The sequence below is a fragment of the Micromonospora sp. A3M-1-15 genome, assembly GCF_024213425.1.
Lineage (GTDB): Bacteria > Actinomycetota > Actinomycetes > Mycobacteriales > Micromonosporaceae > Micromonospora > Micromonospora chersina.
The window spans coordinates 59,030-78,038 of record NZ_JANAVK010000007.1 but is presented as its reverse complement, the minus strand read 5'-3'; the positions used below and the strand labels follow the sequence as shown (position 1 = coordinate 78,038).

Sequence of the window (19,009 nt, the reverse complement as noted above, 5' to 3'; positions counted from 1 at the left end):
TCTATTCCGCTCAACTCCACCGGTGTGACCCGGCTCACTCCCGGCGTTTCCAGCGCCAGTCGAACTCCCCGCCGGCCGGCGGCGGCCCGGGCAGCGGCGGCTCGGCCTGCCCGAGGCCGGCCAGCAGCAGCGCCAGGTGGCGGCGGCGCAACTGCCGGGTCCGCTCCGGATCGGGTACGCGAATCGCGGCGCACCCCTCCAGCAGCAGCCCGACGTCCTGCGCCACCACGTCCGGCCGGAGCCGCCCGGCCTCCCGCGCCCGCTCCACCAACCCCTCGACCAGCTCGTTCGCGCGCATCGCGGCCCGGCCCATCTCCTCGGTCGGGCTGAAGGTGCCGGCGAGGTGCACGGTGAGGGAGTGCACGTCGGCGTCGACGACGCGCGCCAGGAAGCCGGCGAACGCCGCCCATTCGTCCGGCTCGGTGGCGGCCTCCTCGCCCGCCGCGATGAACCGCCGCAGCCCGTCGTCGCAGAGCTTGCGCAGCAGGTCCTCCTTGCTGGCGTACCGCCGGTAGAGGGCACTGATGCCGACGCCGGCCCGCTCGGCGACGGCGGCGATGGGCGCCTTCGGGTCATCGAGGAAGACGGCGCGGGCGGCCTCCAGGATCACCGCGTCGTTGCGGGCGGCCTGGGCACGTCGGCCGGCGAGCGGCGGAGGGTCGGTCGGATTCGGCATGCATCGAGACTAGCACTGGAACGGATCATTCCGCTCTGCTACTCTGAAGCGGAACGAAGCATTCCGTTCTGAAGGAGCAGTCATGACGGACACCGCCATCCGCCCGTACCGCGTCGAGATTCCGCAGGCCGCGCTGGACGACCTCGCCGACCGGCTGCGCCGGACCAACTGGCCCGGCGAGCTGCCGGGCGTCGGCGGCGCCTACGGCATGGCAACGGATCGGGTCCGCGAGCTGGCGACGTACTGGCTGGAGAAGTTCGACTGGCGGGCGGTCGAGGCACGACTGAACGCCCACCCGCAGTTCGTCACCGGGATCGACGGCGAGGAGATCCACTTCCTGCACGTCCGGTCGTCCCGGCCGGACGCCACCCCGCTGGTGCTCACCCACGGCTGGCCCGGCTCGGTGGTCGAGTACCTCGACGTGATCGCCCCGCTCACCGAACCGGCCGATCCGGACGCGCCGGCGTTCCACCTGGTGATCCCGTCGCTGCCCGGCTTCGGCTTCTCCGGTCCGACCCGCAGCGCCGGCTGGAACCGCTACCGCACCGCCCGGGCCTGGGCGACGCTGATGGCCCGCCTCGGGTACGACCGGTACGGCGCGGTCGGCAACGACGCCGGTTCGATGGTCTCGCCCGAACTGGGCCGCCTCGACGCGGAGCACGTGCTCGGCGTGCACGTCACCCAGCTCTTCTCCTTCCCGTCCGGCGACCCGGCCGAGTTCCAAGGGCTCTCCGCGGCCGACCAGGCCGCGTTGGGGCACCTCCAGTGGTTCGTGGAGAACAAGTTCTCCTTCAACCAGGTGCAGAGCCAGCAGCCGCAGACCCTGGCGTTCGCGCTGGCCGACTCGCCGGTCGGCCTGCTGGCCTGGAACGGGCAGCTGCTCGACGAGAGCCTCGACCCGGACTTCGTCCTGGCGAACGTCGCGATCTACTGGTTCACCGGCACGGCCGCCTCGGCGATGCGGTTCTACTGGGAGGACGCGCACGCCACCGAGCAGCCGGCCGGGGCGACCACGGTGCCGACCGCGGTGGCGATGTTCCCCGGCGACTTCCAGTCGATCCGTCGGTTCGCCGACCGGGACCACGCCAACATCGTCAGCTGGCACACCTTCGAGGCCGGGCCCGAGCGGCGGGGGGACGTCGCCGGCCACTACGCCGCGCACGAGGCGACCGACGTCCTGGTCGGCGACATCCGGCAGTTCTTCGCCGGGCTCCACTGACCGTCGACGTGTTCGTCGCCGGGCCGGAGCAGCCCGGCGACGAACCGTCAGCCCTCGTCCAGCACCACCCGGACCCAGCGCCGGTTGGCGGTCCAGCCCGTGCCGACCACCACGTCGTCCGGGCCCCGGGCGAGGATCGTGCCGTCGCCGAGCACCGTGAGGTGGTGCTCCCCGGTGAGCGGCCAGTCGACCCGGTAGTAGCGGCCCCCGGCCACCACACCCACCCCGTCCGGGCTCGTCACCGCCACCAGCTCGGCCCCGAGCGGCGCCACCGAGCGGGCCTGCGCCGGATGCCCGACGGCGCGGACCAGCGCCCACTCCCGGCCGCCCACCAGCCGCCAGAGCGCCGGGAAGCCCGTCCGGTCCGGGCGCTCTCCGACCAGCCACGCGCCGCCGTCCGGGGCGATCACCGCGCGGAGCACCCCCACCTCGTCGCCCCGCCAGGGCAGCGGCGTCGACACCCAGTGCCGGCCCGCGTCCCCGGACACCGCGGCGGCGGGCCGGCCGTCGCGCGCGCCGGCCGCCACCACGAGGTCCCCGAAGTAGCCCACGGTGTTCAACCCCGGCACGGCCGGCTGGGCGGGCAACGGCCGCAGGGCGACGCCGTCCCACTCGCCCACCGCACCGAGCCCTTCGACCACCTGGAAGCGACCCCGGGCCGCCACCAGCGCCGCCGGCTCCCCGCCGGTGGTGTGGGCGAAGCTGGCCCCGCCGTCGGTCGAGGTGTACCAGCCGTACGGCTCGGCGAGCAGCACCAGCGCACCCGGCACCGCGTAGAGCTGCTGGTCCTCCGCCACCGGGCGGGGATGCCGCAGCGCCTGCCAGCTACGGCCGCCGTCCTCGGTGCCGTACAGCAGGGCGGTGCAGCCGCGGTCGGGTGGCACGCCGTCGCAGGCGGCGAAGAGCGCGTAGCCGTGGTCGGCGTCGACGAACTCCACGAACGGGCGGTCGTACCGGCGGTCGACGGCGACCCGCACGTGGCGTACCTCGTCGAAGCCGACGGCCCGCGACGGCGCCGGCGCGGTCGGCGCCGGCCGCGGGGACGCGGACGACCGGTCGGGTGGCGGCCGGCGGACGTCGCCGATCGAGCAGCCGACCAGGACGGGCAGGAGCAACAGGAAGATCGCCTTGTGGCTCCGCAGCCGGTCCATCGGCGCCTCCCGTCGAGCCTCAACAGTATGAGCTGCTCACTCGTCGGTGCGAGGTCGTCGGCCGGGCGGCCGGGCGGGCCGCCACCGGTGCTCCACGAGGGTGTCCGTGCCGTCACTCCCGGTCGACGCCGTGCATCCGGACAGCAGGAACACCGCGACCAACAGGAATGATCTTCGGTTCATCGGGCCTCCTGCGCAGGGTAGCCTCACCTAGGTGCGAGTACGTGTCGAACAGACTGCCCTACCGGGGATCGGCGTCCGTCACGACCTGATGACGGAATCCGGTCGCCGGCTCGGCGTGGTCTCCCACCGCAATGGCCGCCGCGACCTGGTCCTCTACGACCCGGACGATCCCGACTCCTGCCAACACGACATACCGCTGACCGACGACGAGGCGGAGGCGCTCGCCGACATCCTCGGCGCGTCGCTGATGCTCGGCCAGCTCGCCGGGCTGCGCGAGCAGGCCGCCGGGCTGCTCACCGAGCAGGTCCTCATCCCGGCCGGCTCCCGCTACGTCAACAAGCGGCTCGGTGATACCAAGGCACGCACCCGCACCAGCGCCTCCATCGTCGCGGTGCTGCGTCAGGGCGAGGTGATCGTCTCGCCCGATCCCACCTTCCGGTTCCAGGCCGGTGACGTGGTGGTCGTGGTCGGCACCCGGCAAGGGCTCGACGGGGTCACCGCGATCCTCGCCGAAGCCGACCCGGACGGCTGAGGCGCGGATGCACGAATCCACCACGCTGCTCGTCGAGGTCGGCGCGCTGCTGCTCCTGCTCGGCCTGCTCGGCCGGCTCAGCCGCCGCTTCGGTGTCTCACCCATCCCCCTCTACCTGCTCGCCGGCCTCGCCTTCGGCCACGGCGGCCTGCTGCCGCTCAACGCCAGCGAGGAGTTCTTCGCCGTCGGCGCGGAGATCGGCGTCATCCTGCTGCTCGTCATGCTCGGCCTGGAATACAGCGCCAACGAGCTGGTCGGCAACCTCCGGTCAGCCGCGCCCGCCGGCCTGATCGACGCGGTGTTCAACGCGCTGCCCGGCTTCGCCTTCGCCCTGCTGCTCGGCTGGGGCTGGGTGGCCGCCGTGGTGCTCGCCGGCGTCACCTGGGTCTCCTCGTCCGGTGTGATCGCGAAGGTGCTCGGCGACCTCGGCCGGGTCGGTAACCGGGAGACCCCGGTGATCCTCTCCGTCCTGGTGATCGAGGACCTGGCGATGGCCCTCTACCTGCCGCTGGTCACCGCGCTGCTCGCCGGGGTCGGCTTCGTGAAGGGCGGCATCGCGCTCGCCGTCGCGGTGCTCTCCGTGGTCGTCGTGCTGACCGTCGCCATCCGGTACGGCCACCTGATCTCCGCCGCGCTCTCGGCGAAGGACCCCGAGGCGCTCCTGCTGGGGGTGCTCGGCCTCACCCTGCTCGTCGCCGGGGCCGCGGCCAAGCTCCAGGTCTCCGCCGCGGTCGGCGCGTTCCTGGTCGGCATCGCCCTGTCCGGGCCGGTGGCGCACCACGCCACCGAACTGCTCTCGCCGCTGCGGGACCTCTTCGCCGCGGTCTTCTTCGTCTTCTTCGGCCTGGTCACCGACCCGCTCGACATGCCGCCGGTGCTGCTGCCGGCATTCCTGCTGGCGGTGGTCACCATGGGGACGAAGCTGGCCACCGGTTACCTGGCCGCCCGCCGGGCCGGGATCGCCGAGCCCGGTCGCTGGCGGGCCGGCTTCGCGCTCACCCCGCGCGGCGAGTTCTCCATCGTCATCGCCGGGCTGGCCGTCGCCGCCGCGTACCCGGTCGAGCCGCGGCTGGCCGCGCTCGCCACGGCGTACGTGCTGATCACCGTGGTGACCGGGCCGATGTTGGCCCGTCTGCCCGACCTGCCCTGGTTCAAGCTCTGGCTGCGGCGGCGCGCGGCGGCCCGACCGCCGGTGCCGGCGACAGTGGCCGACTGACCTCGGCCGGGCCGGGTCGACCATACGGTGGACCCGGCCCGGCCAACGGTTGTCGAATTGATTCCGGGAAGGTCTACCGCCGCCCGGCGAAACCGCGTTAACGTGTCGCCCCAGCAGCCAGGGACCGCGGGTGGCCGGTGCCCCCGCCAGCGTTAGCGGAAGGTTGGCCGGTGAGCGTGCAGGAAGAGACGTTCCACGGCTTCGCCAACCCCGTCGACCCCTCACCCGCCGAGCTGCGCTCGTGGGCCTACCAGCCGGACTCGGTCCCGCTCACCTCGATGCCCCCGGACTGGGACCTGCTGGTCGCCGGGGACCACCTGGTGCAGACGCTCTTCGACCTGGCCATGGACCCGGCCTGCCCGGCGCGCCGGTTCGCCCTGCACTGCCTCTACATCTACGCCGCCGACGGCATCCGGACGAACTTCCGGGCCCACCCGAAGCGCCGCTTCCGCAAGCTCGTCGAGCAGGCCGAGCGGGCCGGCGACGAGCTGATGCGCAACTGGGCACACAACAGCCGGGTGCTGCTCGCCCGGCCGGACCTCTTCGCCTACCGCGACTGGTGCGAGGGTGGCCTGGTGCGGGAGAACCGGCGGCTCTGACGGCGAACGGGCCCGGACCCCCAGCCGGCGTCACAGCGTCCCGGCCCGCACGGTCTCCTGACGGCGAACGGGCCGGGACCCCCAGCCGGCGTCACAGCGTCCCGGCCCGCACGGTCTCCTGACGGCGAACGGGCCGGGACCCCCCGTGGGTCCCGGCCCGCACGTCGGCGGATCGTCAACCGGTCGATCCGCCCTGCTTCCTGCGCCGCTCGTCGTCCCTGGCCCGGTCGACGCCGTGGTCCACCTGGTCCATGAAGCGCCCTTCCCGGACCTTGTCGGTGAAGCCGCCCTTGGTCACCCGGTCGAACCGCTGCCGGACGTTCTCGGCCAGCTCTTCCAGCCGTTCCTCCGCCCGTTCCGCCACCGTCTTCGCCGATTCCGCCATGGCTCCCCCTGCCAGTTCGGAGTCCGAATTGAGGCGCTTGGCCGCATTCACAGGCTACCGAACCCGCCCCCGACGCACGCCGCTTTCGCCCAACCGTCCGCCCCCGCTCGCACGTCGGCGCAAGCGAAGGCCGGCGCGGCCCGATCGGGGCGCGCGCCGGCCTGAGTCGGTGGGTGAGGTCAGCGCTCCGGGGTACGGCGGGGACGCCAGACCACGAGCGCCGTGGAGGTGCGGTTGGTGGGGACGAGGTCGCCGCGGGAGAAGCCGCCCAGCGACTCCAGCTCGGCGATCCGGCGGTACGCGGCGTCCAGCTCTGCCTCCAGCCGGGCCACCCGCTGCTGGGCCTCCTCGAGCAACCGCTCCAGGTTGATGATCCGCTTGACCCCGGCCAGGTTGATCCCGTCGTCCTGGCTGAGCCGCTGCACCTCGCGGAGCAGCACCACGTCCCGGACGCTGTACCGGCGGCCGCCGCCGGCCGCCCGGCCGGCCTGCACCAGGCCCAGCCGGTCGTACTGGCGGAGGGTCTGCGGGTGCATTCCCGCCATCCGCGCCGCCACCGAGATCATCAGCACCTTGGCCTCGTAGGCAGGGTCACCCGAGCCGATGAACTCCTGCGACATCCCCGCTCACCTCCGCCTCGTCACCCGGTCAACTGAATCGACGCACCCGCGCGTCGAGATGTTCCCGCGCGGCCGGCGGGGTCTGCTCCGCGAACGTCTCCAGCGCCGCCCGCGCCTCGTCGGACAGCGTCGCGGGAACCACCACGTCGAGGGTGACCAGCAGGTCACCGGCGCGGCCGTCCTTGCGTACGACGCCCTTGCCCCGGGCGCGCAGCACCCGACCGCTGGGCGTACCCGGCGGCACCCGCAGGGTCACCGTGCCGTCCAGGGTCGGCACCCGCAGGTCGGTGCCGAGCACCGCCTCCGCGAACGTGATCGGCACGGTCAGGGTCAGGTCGTCCCCGGTGCGCCCGAACAGCTCGTCCGGACGGACCTTCACGTGCACGAACAGGTCGCCCGCCGGGCCGCCCCGCTCGCCGGGCTCGCCCCGGCCGGCCAGCCGGATGCGCTGGCCGTCGGCCACGCCCGCCGGGAAGCGCACGTTCAGCGTGCGGGTCTTGGTGACCCCGCCGGTGCCCTGGCACTCGGGGCACTTCTCCTCGACGACGGTGCCGACGCCCTGGCAGTTGCGGCACGGCTCGGAGAAGCTGAACGACCCCTGGTTGCGGGTGGTCACCCCGGCGCCGTGGCAGACCGGGCAGGCCACCGGCTGGGTGCCGGGCTTGGCCCCGTTGCCGTGGCAGGTGTCGCAGACCCCGGGGGCACGCAGCGTCAACGGCAGGGTGACGCCGCGGACCGCGTCGGGGAAGTCGAGCGCCACCTCGGTCTCGACGTCCCGACCCCGGGCCGGGCCGCGCGGGCGGGCCGCGCCGCCAGCGCCCCCACCCGTGAAGATCGAGCTGAACAGGTCGCCCAGGCCGCCGCCACCGAACCGGGCCTCGCCGCCGGCCGCCCCGCCGCCGAACAGGTCGGAGACGTCGAACGGCATGCCGCCGGGCTGGCCCGCGCCGCGGGCGTTGCGCCGGAAGGCGCCGGAGCCGAAGAGCGAGCGCATCTCGTCGTACTCGCGGCGCTTCTTCTCGTCGCCGAGCACGGCGTACGCCTCGGAAACGGCCTTGAACCGCTCCTCGGCCTTGGGGTCCCCGGGGTTGTGGTCCGGGTGCGACTCCCGAGCCAGCTTCCGGTACGACTTCTTGATCTCGTCCGAGGAGGCGGACTTCTCCACGCCCAGCGCGGCGTAGTAGTCCTTCTCGATCCAGTCCTTGGAACTCACCGGTCCACCCCCTTCCACGGGACGTACCCCGGTCGTCCCGCCCGCCCAGTGTGGGCGGGCGGGACGTCACGGGTCGGCACTACTCCGGATCGGCGACCGCGACCAGGGCGGGCCGCAGCAGCCGTTCGCCGAGCTGGTAACCCCGGCGCATGACCTGCACGCAGGTCGGTTCGGTCACGTCGGCGGAGGTCTGGTGCGCCACCGCCTCGTGCCGGGTCGGGTCGAACGGGTCACCCTGCTCGCCGAAGGCGGTCAGGCCGAACTTGCCCAGCGCGCCGGTGAGCTGCTCGGCCACGCTGCCGAACGGGCCCACCAGGTCGCCGTGCTCGCGGGCCCGGTCCAGGTCGTCGAGGATCGGCAGCAGAGCGGTCAGCACCGTGCCGATCGCCTGCTCCTGGACCAGGCTGCGATCCCGGTCGACCCGCTTGCGGTAGTTGGCGTACTCCGCCGACACCCGCTGGACGTCGCGGGTCCGCTCGTCCAGCTCGGCCCGGAGCGACTCCAGCTCGGCGCCGAGCGGGGCGTTCGCCGTGACGGACTCTTCGCTCGGCTGGGCCGGAGCGTCCACCACCGGCGGACCGGAGACCGGGGCGTCGGCCTCGCCCTCGATCTCGTCGACCACGACCTCGGCCTCCTCGACCAGCCCTTCGGCGGGCGCGTCGGCCGCGGCGTCGGCGGCCGACGTGTCGGTCACCGCCTGCTCGGTGGTCTTGCCGATCTTGCGCTTGTCACGGATGACGACCCGCGGCTCCTCGCCGGCGCCCTGTCCGGCGGTCGCGGAGCCACCCGGCGCCGACCCGGTGGAGCCCGGGTCGGCGGCTCGTGGCTTCTCCGTCATGCGGCTACCTCATCCCTCTGCGAGAAACGTGTCCGGGACCGAACGTCACTTCTTGTCCTCGTCCACGATCTCCGCGTCGACCACGTCGTCGGGGCCGCCGGCCTGGGCGCCGCCGGGCGCACCCGCACCCGCACCCGCGCCCGCGCCCGGCCCGGCCGCGCCCGGGGCCCCCTGCTCGCCCTGCTGCTGCGAGTAGAGCAGCGAGCCGGCCTGCTGGGAGACCTGCGCCAGCTTCTCGTGCGCGGCCTTGATCTTCTCGATGTCCTGGCCGCCGAGGGCGCTGCGCAGCTCGCCGAGCGCCTCGTTGAGCTGGTCCCGGTTCTCGGCGGGCAGCTTGTCGCCGCTCTCGGCGAGGAACTTCTCGGTCTGCCACTGGAGCGCCTCGGCCACGTTGCGGGTCTCCGCCTCGTCGCGGCGCCGCTTGTCCTCGTCGGCGTGCTCCTCGGCGTCCCGGCGCATCCGCTCGATGTCGTCCTTCGGCAGCGAGGAGCCGCCGGTGATCGTCATCTTCTGTTCCTTGCCGGTGCCCAGGTCCTTGGCGTGCACGTTGACGATGCCGTTGGCGTCGATGTCGAACGTGACCTCGATCTGCGGCACGCCGCGGGGCGCCGGCGGGAGGCCGGTCAGCTCGAAGGTGCCGAGCTTCTTGTTGTAGGCCGCGATCTCCCGCTCGCCCTGGAACACCTGGATGAGCACCGACGGCTGGTTGTCGTCGGCCGTGGTGAAGACCTCGGAACGCTTGGTCGGGATCGTGGTGTTGCGCTCGATGAGCTTGGTGAAGATCCCGCCCTTGGTCTCGATGCCCAGGCTCAGCGGGGTCACGTCGAGCAGCAGGACGTCCTTGACCTCACCCTTGAGCACACCGGCCTGCAGGGCGGCGCCGACGGCGACGACCTCGTCCGGGTTGACGCCCTTGTTCGGGTCGCGGCCCGTGAGCTGCTTGACCAGGTCGGTCACGGCCGGCATCCGGGTCGAGCCGCCGACCAGGATGACGTGGTCGACATCGGAGATCTTGATCCCGGCGTCCTTGACGGCCTGCTCGAACGGGCCCTTGCAGCGGTCCAGCAGGTCCTGCGTCATGCGCTGGAACTCGGCGCGGCTCAGCGTCACGTCGAGGTGCAGCGGGCCGGCGGCACCGGCGGTGATGTACGGCAGGTTGATGTTGCTGGTGGTGGCGGCGGACAGCTCGATCTTGGCCTTCTCGGCCGCCTCCTTGAGCCGCTGCATGGCCATCTTGTCCTGGGACAGGTCGATGCCGTGCTCGCCGCGGAAGGTCTTCACCAGGTGGTCGATGATCCGCTGGTCCCAGTCGTCACCACCGAGGTGGTTGTCACCGCTGGTGGACTTGACCTCAATGACGCCCTCGGCCAGTTCCAGCAGCGAGACGTCGAAGGTGCCGCCACCCAGGTCGAAGACCAGGACGGTCTGCTCCTTGGAGCCCTTGTCGAGGCCGTACGCCAGGGCCGCCGCGGTCGGCTCGTTCACGATCCGCAGCACGTTGAAGCCGGCGATCTCGCCGGCCTCCTTGGTGGCCTGCCGCTGGCCGTCGTTGAAGTAGGCCGGCACGGTGATGACCGCGTCGGTGATCTGCTCACCCAGGTACGCCTCGGCGTCCCGCTTGAGCTTCATCAGCGTGCGGGCCGAGATCTCCTGCGGGGTGTACTTCTTGCCGTCGATGTCGACGGTCCAGTTGGTGCCGATCTCCCGCTTGACCGAGCGGATGGTCCGGTCCGGGTTCGTCACCGCCTGGCGCTTGGCGACCTCACCGACGAGCACCTCGCCGTTGCGGGCGAACGCGACGATCGAGGGGGTCGTCCGCGAGCCCTCCGCGTTGGCGATGACGGTGGGCTCACCGCCCTCGAGAACGCTGACGCAGGAGTTCGTCGTGCCGAGGTCGATGCCGACCGCACGTGCCATGTTCGCTTCCTCGCTTCGTAACGGTGAGCAGGTCAACGGGCCTGCCCGGCGGGCCGCCCGCAGCGACCGCACCACAAGTTGAGTGAACTTGACTCAATAGTGCCACGCGCCCGGCGATCCGCAAGTCGGGGTTGAGCCGACCCGACGCAACCTGACCGTTATTACCGTCCGGTTGTCTTACCTTGCGTCGGTCGGGCACGCTTTAGCGGTGACGACGCACGGCGATCCCGCCACCCATGCCGGCGCGCCCGCCGTCGCAGCCCGCACCGGACCCGACGCCGGTCAGGACCCGCCCGCCGACGCGGAGGGTCTGCCCGCCGCACTCACCGGCCTGCGGGCCGCGATCGGGGCGGCCCGGTTCCCCCTGGCCCTGCCCTCGGCCGAGCCGGCCCGCCGCACCGCCGCGGGCCTCACCGACCAGCTCGACGACTACCTGCTGCCCCGGCTCGCCCGCCTCGACGCCCCGTTGCTGGTCGTGGTCGGCGGCTCGACCGGCGCCGGCAAGTCGACGCTTGTCAACAGCCTGGTCCAGGCGCGGGTCAGCGCCGCCGGGGTGCTGCGCCCGACCACCCGCTCGCCGGTGCTGGTCTGCAACCCGGCCGACGCCGCCTGGTTCCGCCAGGGCGAGCTGCTGCCCGGCCTGACCCGGACCACCGAGCCGAGCGAGCACCCGGGCACCCTCCAACTGGTCACCGCCCCCGCGCTCCCGGCCGGTCTGGCCTTCCTCGACGCGCCCGACATCGACTCGGTGGTCGACGCCAACCGGGCGCTCGCCGGTCAACTGCTGGCCGCCGCCGACCTCTGGCTCTTCGTCACGACGGCCGCCCGCTACGCCGACGCCGTCCCGTGGGAGCTGCTGCGCAGCGCCCGGGCCCGGGGCACGGCCGTCGCCATGGTCCTCGACCGGGTGCCCCCGGAGGCTGCCGACGAGATCGCCGCCCACCTGTCGGAGATGCTCGCCGCGCAGGACCTGGGCGCCGCGCCGCTGTTCGTGCTGCCGGAGACATGGGTGGACGGACAGGGGCTGCTGCCCGACCGGGTCACCGCCCCGCTGGCCGCCTGGTTCGCCCGGCTCGCCGCCGACGCCGAGACCCGTTCGGCGGTGGTCCGGCAGACCCTCGACGGCGCGCTGGCCGCCCTGCACCCCACCGTGGACGCGCTGGCGGACGCCGCCGACGAGCAGGTGGCCGCCGCCGACGCGCTGGACGAGCGGGTCCGGGCGGCCTACCGGGGGGCGGAACGGACCGTCGACCAGGGGCTCAAGGACGGCCGGCTGCTCCGCGGCGAGGTGCTCGCCCGCTGGCAGGAGTTCGTCGGCACCGGCGAGTTCTTCCGCAGCCTGGAGGCGCGGATCGGCCGGCTGCGCGACCGGGTGGTCGCCGCGGTCACCGGCCGTCCGGCCCCGGCCGCCGAGCTGCGCAACGCCATCGAGTCGCAACTCGTCACGCTGCTGCGCGGGGTGGCCGCCGAGGCGGCGGAGAACGCGCACACCGGGTGGAAGGCGCACCCGGCCGGCGCGGCGCTGCTCGAACCGGAGCTGGCGCACCCCTCGGCCGACCTGCCGGAGCGCGCCGAGCGGCTGGTCCGCGACTGGCAGCGCGGCGTGCTGGAGCTGGTCCGGGCCGAGGGCGGCGACCGCCGCTTCGTGGCCCGCACCGCCGCGTACGCGGTCAACGCCACCGGCCTGGCCGTCATGATCGCGGTCTTCGCGGCCACCGCCTTCATCCCGACCGGCCTGGAGGTCGCCACCGGCGCCGGCACCACGGTCGCCGCGCAGGCGGTGCTCCAGGCGATCTTCGGCGACCAGGCGGTCCGCAACCTGGCCAGCAAGGCGCGGGTGGACCTGCTGGACCGGATCGGCGCGCTGCTGACCGAGGAGGCCGACCGGTTCCTCGCCCGCACCGCCGAGGCACGCCCGGCCGCCGAGACCGGCGCCGCGCTGCGGCGGGCCGCCGGCGAGGTGGAGAAGGCCCGGCACCGCGCCGGCCTCTCCGGCACGTCGGGCCCGGTGCTGCCCGCCGCCGACCAGGGCGGGCGCGCGTGAGCAACATCGTCGGCCGGATGCGGGAGGCGTTCCGGGGCGGGCAGCGGGTCGACCCCGACGTCCTGATCGCCCGCCTCCAGGCGGTCCGGCGCTTCCTCGGCGCCGTCGACGGCCAGGTGCCCGACGCCCAGCTGGTCAGCGCGCACACCGTGGTCGAGCGGGCCGGCACCCGGCTCGCCCTCTCCGGCCACCACACCGTGGTCGCGCTGGCCGGGGCGACCGGCAGCGGCAAGTCGAGCCTGTTCAACGCCCTCGCCCGGCTGAACCTCTCCCCGGTCGGCGTCCGCCGGCCCACCACCGGGGTGGCGCACGCCTGCGTCTGGGGGCAGCTGGACGGCGCGTCCCGGCTGCTCGACTGGATCGGGGTGCTGCCCCGGCACCGGTTCGTCCGGGAGAGCCCGCTGGACGGCGACGACGAGTCCGCCCTGCACGGCCTCGTCCTGCTGGACCTGCCCGACTTCGACTCGGTGCAGCGGACCCACCGGCTGGAGGTGGACCGGCTTCTCGGCCTCGTCGACCTGGTGGTCTGGGTGGTCGACCCACAGAAGTACGCCGACCGCGTGATCCACACCAGCTACCTGCGCGAGTTCCACCGGCACCGCGACGTGACCGTGGTGGTGCTCAACCAGGCCGACCGCCTGCCCCCGGCCGAGCTGCCCCGGGTCCTCGGCGACCTGCGCCGGCTGCTCGACGCCGACGGGCTGGAGGGGGTCCCGCTGCTGCCCACCGTGGCGGTGGACCCGGCCGGGCTGGACGGGCTCCGCGCCGAGCTGGAGCGTACGGTCGCCGAACGGCAGGCCGCGCTGCGCCGGCTGGCCGGCGACGTGGACGCCGTGGTGGCCGAACTCGAACCGCTGGTCGGGCCCGAGGCGCCCCGCAGCGGGCCGGGTGACGCCTCGGCGCGGCAGCTCACCACGGCGCTGGCCGGATCGGCCGGGGTGCCGACGGTGGCCGAGGCGGTCGAGGGGGCGTACCGGCACCGGGCCGTCGGCAGCACCGGCTGGCCGCTGGTTCGCGGCTGGCGGAAGCTGCGGCCGGATCCGCTGCGCCGGCTGCACCTGCCCGGCGGGGGCGCCGACGCGCCGGCGGAGAGCCTGGTCGCGGCCACCTCCGTACCCGATGCCACCGCCGCGCAGCGCTCGGCGCTCAACCTGGCCATCCGCGCGGTGGCCGACCGCTCCGCCGCCGACCTGCCGGCACCCTGGCCGGCCGCGGTGACCGCCGCGGCCCGGTCGCGGCTGGCGGACCTGCCGGACGCGCTGGACCACGCGGTGGCCGCCACCGACCTGGGCATGGACCGCCGGCCGACGTGGTGGCGGGTGGTCGGCGCGCTCCAGTGGCTGGTCACCCTCGCGGCGCTGGCCGGCCTGGCCTGGCTGGCGCTGGGCTACGCGCTGCGCATCCTGGGCCTGCCTTCCCTGGACTACCCGGACCTCGGCGAGGTGCCCTGGCCCACCGTGCTGCTGCTCGGCGGCCTGCTGGCCGGGCTGCTGGTCGCGGCGCTGACCCGGCCGGTGATCCGGTGGGCGGCCCGGCGTGCCCGCCGCCGGGCCGAGCAGCGGCTGCTCACCTCGGTGGGCAGCGTCGGCGAGAGGTACGTGCTGAACCCGGTCTGGGCGGTGCTGGCCCGCTACGCCGAGGCGCGGGAGGCGCTGCGGGAGGCGGCCCGGGGCTGAGCGCCGGCACGGCAGCCCGGCGTGCTGACCGGTGTCCCGGCCGGCAGCACGGCGTAGGGTCGGTGCATGGCCACGCCACAGACCCCCTACGAGGCGGTGCTGCACGCCGCTCGCGACGTGACGAGGCTCGACTCCGCCCTGGACGCGGAGATGCTCGGCGCCGCGCTGCTCGGCAGCGTCTACGCCGTTGCCGAGACCGACCGGGAGAACGCCGTCCGCGACTTCGTGGCCGGCTTCCTCACCGCCACCTCGCGCCGCCGCAGTGCCGCCGCGACCACCATCCGCGCCGTCTTCGCCGCCCTCGTGCCGGACGCCGAGGGCGCCGCCCGGGTCCGCCCGGGCGCGTACGCCCCGCCCTGGACCGGCCAGCTCGGCCGGGTGCACCTCACCGGCGCCTGGTCGTACGGCGACGTGTACGGCGACCAGACCTCCTACCTGGCCACCTTCGCCTACGACGACGCCGAGGGCGGCCCGGAGCACGCCCTGGTCGCCCTGGTCGACCACAACATCGGGATCACCAAGGACGTGTTCGTGGGCGGCCCGGCCGCCCGGATCGTCGAGCAGGCCCGGGAGATCTGCACCGAGGACGAGTTCACCTGGTTCCGCACCGAGGACCCGGCCCGGATGCGCGCCGAGGTGGGCCGTCACCTGGCGGTCACCGACGACCTCGGGGAGCTGCCGGCGCAGGGCTCGCTGGCCACCGACCGGGCGCTGGTGGGCGCCCGGCTGGCCGCGCTTCCCGGCCCGGCCCGGCCGGCGGCGACGGCCGACGTCCCGCCGCTCACCGACGAGGTGCGGACCCGGCTGATCCGGGCCTTCCTCGGCTCGCCGGAGGCGGTCCGGTTCGGCCTCGACCAGGTGGCCGACGGAGAGCTGGCCTCGCTCCACTTCTGCCTGGGGCTGCTGCTGGACCACGCGGCGAGCTTCCCGGACGCCGACCCGATGCGGTGGAGCCCGACGGTGGCGGAGCTGTTCCTGCTCGACTGGGTGCACCGCCGGGCCGTGCTGGACATGGACGACGCGGCCATGCTGCCCCGGGTGCTGCGCGGCTGGGCGGCGTACGCGGCCCGCCAGCGGGGGCTGCCGGCGGCGGCGGCCGCCCGCACGGACGAGGCGGTCGCGGAGATGGTCCCCGAGTTCGCCCGCCTCTACAGCACCGGCGAGCGGCGCAGCCCGGCCACGGCGGCCGTGGCCCAGCTCATGGCGGACGGCGTCGACCCGGACGATCCGGCCGCGCTGGACGCGTGGATCGAGGCGAACCGTCACCGCCTCACCGACGACCCGGCCTGACCCCCCGGCCGCGATCCGGGGCGGATCAGGCCGCGGTGGCGGTCGGGTCCGCGGTGACCGACGCCGTGGCGCTCGGGTCCGGGTCCTCGCTCGGGCTGAGCGTCGGCGTGGGCGACTCCTCCGGCGGCGTGCCGGTCGGTGACGGGGTGCCGTCCGGCGGCGCCGTCGTCGCGTCGGGCCCGTCGCTGGGCGACGGCTCCAGGGTGGGCTCCGGCGAGCCGCCGGTGGGTTCGGCGGTCGGGCTGGGGGTCGGCTCCGGGGTGGCCGTGCCGGATGGCGACGGCGACGGCACCGGCGACGGGCGCGGCGATGCGGCCGGCGTGCTGCGGGTCGGGCGGGGCACCGGCACGGGCGCGGGGGCGGCCGGGCGGGACCGGCGGGAGCCGAGGTCACTGTCGTCGGGCAGGGCCGGCGCGGCGGGGAGCACCGGCACGGGCGGCACGATGGTGGCCGCCGGGCCGGGAACGGGCATCCGGGTGGGCGGCATCGGGGACTGGTCCCCCTCGGGCAGCGGGATGACGACCGGACCGACCGAGGGGGTGGGGATGAACGGGGTGCTGCTGTCCGGGAGGGCGCTGTTCCCCACGGTGGCCGATCCGGCGCTGATGGCGGCGAGGATGGGCATGGAGGCGGTGCCGGCCAGCAGTGCGACGGTGAACAGGTAGCCGCGGCTCGGGCCGCCCAGGCCGTTTGCGCGGTGGGCGCCGACCACCCGCCGGTAGGCGGATGGGGGCACCGCCCGGTGCCGGCCGAGGAACGGAGTTCCCGGAGGACCCTCTGGCGGCTCGGACACCGGCACACTCTCCTCGTACGCATCGACAGGGCGGAAACCCGGCGCAGGCCAAACGGACAAATGCCGCGCGGGGGTTATCGCCAGCTTGAACCAGTGACGCTCAGTTCACCAGCCACCACAGCGTGTCGACACACAAATTGTCCGTCGGCCGAGGATGGCCCACCAGACAAATGCGTCTATGAGTCGCGAACGAGACGGAACGTCACCCGTGGAGGAGGCCATACTGTGGGCCCACTCACCTCCTCTGCAATCATTCAGGCACGACGGCAACGCAGCCGCTACCTCCGCGCACCCCGCGGCTGGTGCGGTACGGCGCCGGCGCTCCCGGGTCGGGCTCCTGATCGGACCCGGCTCACGCCGCGCGGCAACCCTCACCGGGGCTAGGCGCGGCCGCCAGGGACCGACCCGGCACCAGCCGGGTCGGGCGCACGATGTGCGCGGCACGGGTCACCCCCCGGCGCCGGCGCAGACCAGACAGGGAGAGACGGATGGCAAAGGGCGACCCCGGGGCCGCCACCCGCAACAGGCGGGCGGCACCCCGTACCAAGCGCGCCGCCGCCGCGGGCGAACCGGAGCTCGTGCAGCTGCTCACGCCCGAGGGCGAGCGGATCGAGAGCGCGATCGGCCCGGACGGGACCGAGTACCGCGTCGACTTCACCGACGAGGAGTACCGCGGCCTCTACCGCGACCTCGTGCTGGTCCGGAAGCTCGACGCCGAGGCGACCGCGCTGCAGCGGCAGGGCGAGCTGGGCCTCTGGGCCAGCCTGCTGGGCCAGGAGGCCGCGCAGGTCGGCTCCGGCCGGGCGCTGCGTACGCAGGACATGGCCTTCCCGACCTACCGGGAGCACGGCGTCCTCTACTGCCGGGGCATCGACCCGATCATGCCGCTCGGCCTGTTCCGCGGCGTCGACCAGGGCGGCTGGGACCCGAACGAGTTCAAGTTCAACATGTACACGATCGTCATCGGGGCGCAGACCCTGCACGCGACCGGGTACGCCATGGGTGTCGCCATGGACGGCAAGACCGGCAGCGACGAGGGCGAGGCGGTGATCGCCTACTTCGGCGACGGCGCCACCAGCCAGGGCGACGTCAACGAGTCGTTCGTCTGGGCCAGCGTCTTCAACGCCCCGCTGGTGTTCTTCTGCCAGAACAACCAGTACGCCATCTCCGAGCCGCTGGAGCGGCAGACCCGCGTCCCGCTCTACCAGCGGGCCGGCGGCTTCGGCTTCCCCGGCGTCCGGGTGGACGGCAACGACGTGCTCGCGTCGTACGCGGTGACCCGGCACGCGCTGGACAACGCGCGGCACGGCCAGGGCCCGAGCCTCATCGAGGCGTACACCTACCGGATGGGCGCGCACACCACCTCCGACGACCCGACCCGGTACCGGATCGCCAGCGAGGTCGAGGCCTGGCAGGCCAAGGACCCGATCGCCCGGATGAAGGCGTTCCTCACCAAGCAGCAGATCGTCGACGAGTCGTTCTTCGCCGAGGTCGACGAGCAGGCCCGCGCCGAGTCGGTGCACCTGCGCGAGCGGGTGCTCGCCATGCCGAACCCGGAGCCGGTGACCATGTTCGACCACGTCTACCCCAACGGGTCCCCCGAGCTCGACGAGCAGCGGGCCCAGTTCTCGAAGTACATGGAGTCGTTCGAGGGGAGCGCCCACTGATGGCCACGGAGACGCTCACCCTCGGCAAGGCCCTCACCGCCGGCCTCCGCAAGGCCCTGGAGAACGACCCCAAGGTCGTCATCATGGGCGAGGACGTCGGCAAGCTCGGCGGCGTCTTCCGGATCACCGACGGCCTCCAGAAGGACTTCGGCGACCAGCGGGTGATCGACACCCCGCTCGCCGAGTCCGGCATCATCGGCACCGCGGTCGGCCTGGCCATCCGCGGCTTCCGGCCGGTCTGCGAGATCCAGTTCGACGGCTTCGTCTACCCGGCGTACGACCAGATCGTGTCGCAGGTGGCGAAGATGCACTACCGCTCGCAGGGCAAGGTACGGATCCCGATGGTCATCCGGATCCCCTACGGCGGTGGCATCGGCGCGGTGGAGCACCACTCGGAGTCGCCCGAGGCGTACTTCGCGCACACCGCCGGCCTGAAGGTCGTGACCTGCGCCAACCCGCAGGACGCGTACTCGATGATCCAGCAGGCCATCGCCTCCGACGACCCGATCGTCTTCCTGGAGCCGAAGCGGCGCTACTGGGAGAAGGGCCCGGTCGAGCTGGACGCCCCGCTGGCCGACGCGTACCCGCTGCACGCCGCCCGGGTCGCCCGGCCCGGCACCGACGCCACGGTGCTGGCGTACGGCCCGATGGTGCGTACCGCCCTGGACGCGGCCACCGCCGCCGCCGAGGACGGCCGGGAGCTGGAGGTCATCGACCTGCGTACGCTCTCGCCGCTGGACCTGACCGCCGCGTACGAGTCGGTGAAGCGCACCGGCCGCTGCGTGGTCGTCCACGAGGCCCCGGGCAACCTGGGCCTCGGGTCGGAGATCGCCGCCCGGATCACCGAGGAGTGCTTCTACTCCCTGGAGTCCCCGGTGCTGCGGGTCACCGGCTTCGACACCCCCTACCCGGCCGCCCGGGTGGAGGAGGAGTACCTGCCCGACCTCGACCGGGTGCTCGACGCCGTCGACCGCACCTTCGGCTGGTGAG

The 19,009-nt window shown here is 73.9% G+C and carries 17 protein-coding genes; 9 read left to right on the top strand and 8 right to left on the bottom strand.

Annotation, left to right across the window (positions count from 1 at the left end):
* Positions 1–34: 34 nt before the first annotated feature.
* Positions 35–676: a TetR/AcrR family transcriptional regulator gene (locus NLX85_RS28945; RefSeq protein ID WP_254340459.1), complete on the bottom strand. Its 642-nt coding sequence runs from the start codon at positions 674–676 to the stop codon at positions 35–37.
* Between the two features lie 82 nt (positions 677–758).
* Here NLX85_RS28945 and NLX85_RS28940 point away from each other — a divergent pair, with 82 nt between their 5' ends.
* Positions 759–1,895, top strand: coding sequence for an epoxide hydrolase family protein (locus NLX85_RS28940; RefSeq protein ID WP_254340458.1), 1,137 nt, complete (start codon positions 759–761; stop codon positions 1,893–1,895).
* Between the two features lie 47 nt (positions 1,896–1,942).
* Here NLX85_RS28940 and NLX85_RS33320 read toward each other — a convergent pair whose 3' ends face one another.
* The gene (locus tag NLX85_RS33320; RefSeq protein ID WP_305885074.1) at positions 1,943–3,046 is read right to left on the bottom strand and encodes a hypothetical protein; all 1,104 of its coding nucleotides are present in this window, start codon (positions 3,044–3,046) and stop codon (positions 1,943–1,945) included.
* Positions 3,047–3,260: 214 nt separating this feature from the next.
* Here NLX85_RS33320 and NLX85_RS28925 point away from each other — a divergent pair, with 214 nt between their 5' ends.
* The 3 genes from NLX85_RS28925 (at position 3,261) to NLX85_RS28915 (ending at position 5,576) form a co-directional block, all read left to right on the top strand.
* A complete protein-coding gene (locus NLX85_RS28925; RefSeq protein ID WP_254340452.1) occupies positions 3,261–3,761 on the top strand; it encodes a cation:proton antiporter regulatory subunit in 501 nt (166 codons plus the stop codon).
* Between the two features lie 7 nt (positions 3,762–3,768).
* The gene (locus tag NLX85_RS28920) at positions 3,769–4,977 is read left to right on the top strand and encodes a cation:proton antiporter (RefSeq protein ID WP_254340450.1); all 1,209 of its coding nucleotides are present in this window, start codon (positions 3,769–3,771) and stop codon (positions 4,975–4,977) included.
* Between the two features lie 170 nt (positions 4,978–5,147).
* Entirely contained in the window at positions 5,148–5,576 is a 429-nt protein-coding gene (locus tag NLX85_RS28915; protein ID WP_091264495.1) for a hypothetical protein, read from the top strand.
* Between the two features lie 175 nt (positions 5,577–5,751).
* Here the strand turns inward: NLX85_RS28915 and NLX85_RS28910 are convergent, their stop codons facing one another.
* The 5 genes from NLX85_RS28910 to dnaK all read right to left on the bottom strand — a co-directional run bounded on the left by NLX85_RS28910 (position 5,752) and on the right by dnaK (position 10,549).
* Positions 5,752–5,961, bottom strand: a complete 210-nt coding sequence (locus NLX85_RS28910) for a hypothetical protein (RefSeq protein WP_254340448.1) — start codon at positions 5,959–5,961, stop codon at positions 5,752–5,754.
* Positions 5,962–6,140: 179 nt separating this feature from the next.
* On the bottom strand, positions 6,141–6,581 hold the full coding sequence (locus NLX85_RS28905; RefSeq protein ID WP_254340446.1) for a heat shock protein transcriptional repressor HspR: 441 nt from the start codon (positions 6,579–6,581) through the stop codon (positions 6,141–6,143).
* A gap of 28 nt (positions 6,582–6,609) precedes the next feature.
* Positions 6,610–7,794, bottom strand: a complete 1,185-nt coding sequence (dnaJ, locus tag NLX85_RS28900; protein WP_254340444.1) for a molecular chaperone DnaJ — start codon at positions 7,792–7,794, stop codon at positions 6,610–6,612.
* A gap of 79 nt (positions 7,795–7,873) precedes the next feature.
* Positions 7,874–8,632, bottom strand: a complete 759-nt coding sequence (gene grpE / locus NLX85_RS28895; protein ID WP_254340442.1) for a nucleotide exchange factor GrpE — start codon at positions 8,630–8,632, stop codon at positions 7,874–7,876.
* Positions 8,633–8,677: 45 nt separating this feature from the next.
* Positions 8,678–10,549, bottom strand: a complete 1,872-nt coding sequence (gene dnaK, locus NLX85_RS28890; RefSeq protein WP_254340440.1) for a molecular chaperone DnaK — start codon at positions 10,547–10,549, stop codon at positions 8,678–8,680.
* 208 nt (positions 10,550–10,757) lie between these two features.
* Here dnaK and NLX85_RS28885 point away from each other — a divergent pair, with 208 nt between their 5' ends.
* The 3 genes from NLX85_RS28885 (at position 10,758) to NLX85_RS28875 (ending at position 15,559) form a co-directional block, all read left to right on the top strand.
* Complete coding sequence (locus NLX85_RS28885) at positions 10,758–12,593, top strand: GTPase domain-containing protein (protein ID WP_254340438.1); 1,836 nt, start codon at positions 10,758–10,760, stop codon at positions 12,591–12,593.
* Positions 12,594–12,610: 17 nt separating this feature from the next.
* On the top strand, positions 12,611–14,269 hold the full coding sequence (locus NLX85_RS28880; protein ID WP_254340892.1) for a GTPase: 1,659 nt from the start codon (positions 12,611–12,613) through the stop codon (positions 14,267–14,269).
* 66 nt (positions 14,270–14,335) lie between these two features.
* Complete coding sequence (locus NLX85_RS28875; protein WP_254340436.1) at positions 14,336–15,559, top strand: hypothetical protein; 1,224 nt, start codon at positions 14,336–14,338, stop codon at positions 15,557–15,559.
* A 25-nt stretch (positions 15,560–15,584) separates the two neighbouring features.
* Here NLX85_RS28875 and NLX85_RS28870 read toward each other — a convergent pair whose 3' ends face one another.
* On the bottom strand, positions 15,585–16,352 hold the full coding sequence (locus NLX85_RS28870; RefSeq protein WP_254340434.1) for a hypothetical protein: 768 nt from the start codon (positions 16,350–16,352) through the stop codon (positions 15,585–15,587).
* Between the two features lie 488 nt (positions 16,353–16,840).
* Between NLX85_RS28870 and pdhA the strand changes: the two genes are divergently transcribed.
* The gene (gene pdhA, locus NLX85_RS28865; RefSeq protein ID WP_254340432.1) at positions 16,841–18,019 is read left to right on the top strand and encodes a pyruvate dehydrogenase (acetyl-transferring) E1 component subunit alpha; all 1,179 of its coding nucleotides are present in this window, start codon (positions 16,841–16,843) and stop codon (positions 18,017–18,019) included.
* A complete protein-coding gene (locus tag NLX85_RS28860; protein ID WP_254340431.1) occupies positions 18,019–19,008 on the top strand; it encodes an alpha-ketoacid dehydrogenase subunit beta in 990 nt (329 codons plus the stop codon). Before pdhA ends, NLX85_RS28860 begins: the two co-directional genes overlap by 1 nt.
* The last annotated feature ends 1 nt before the right edge of the window (position 19,009 follow it).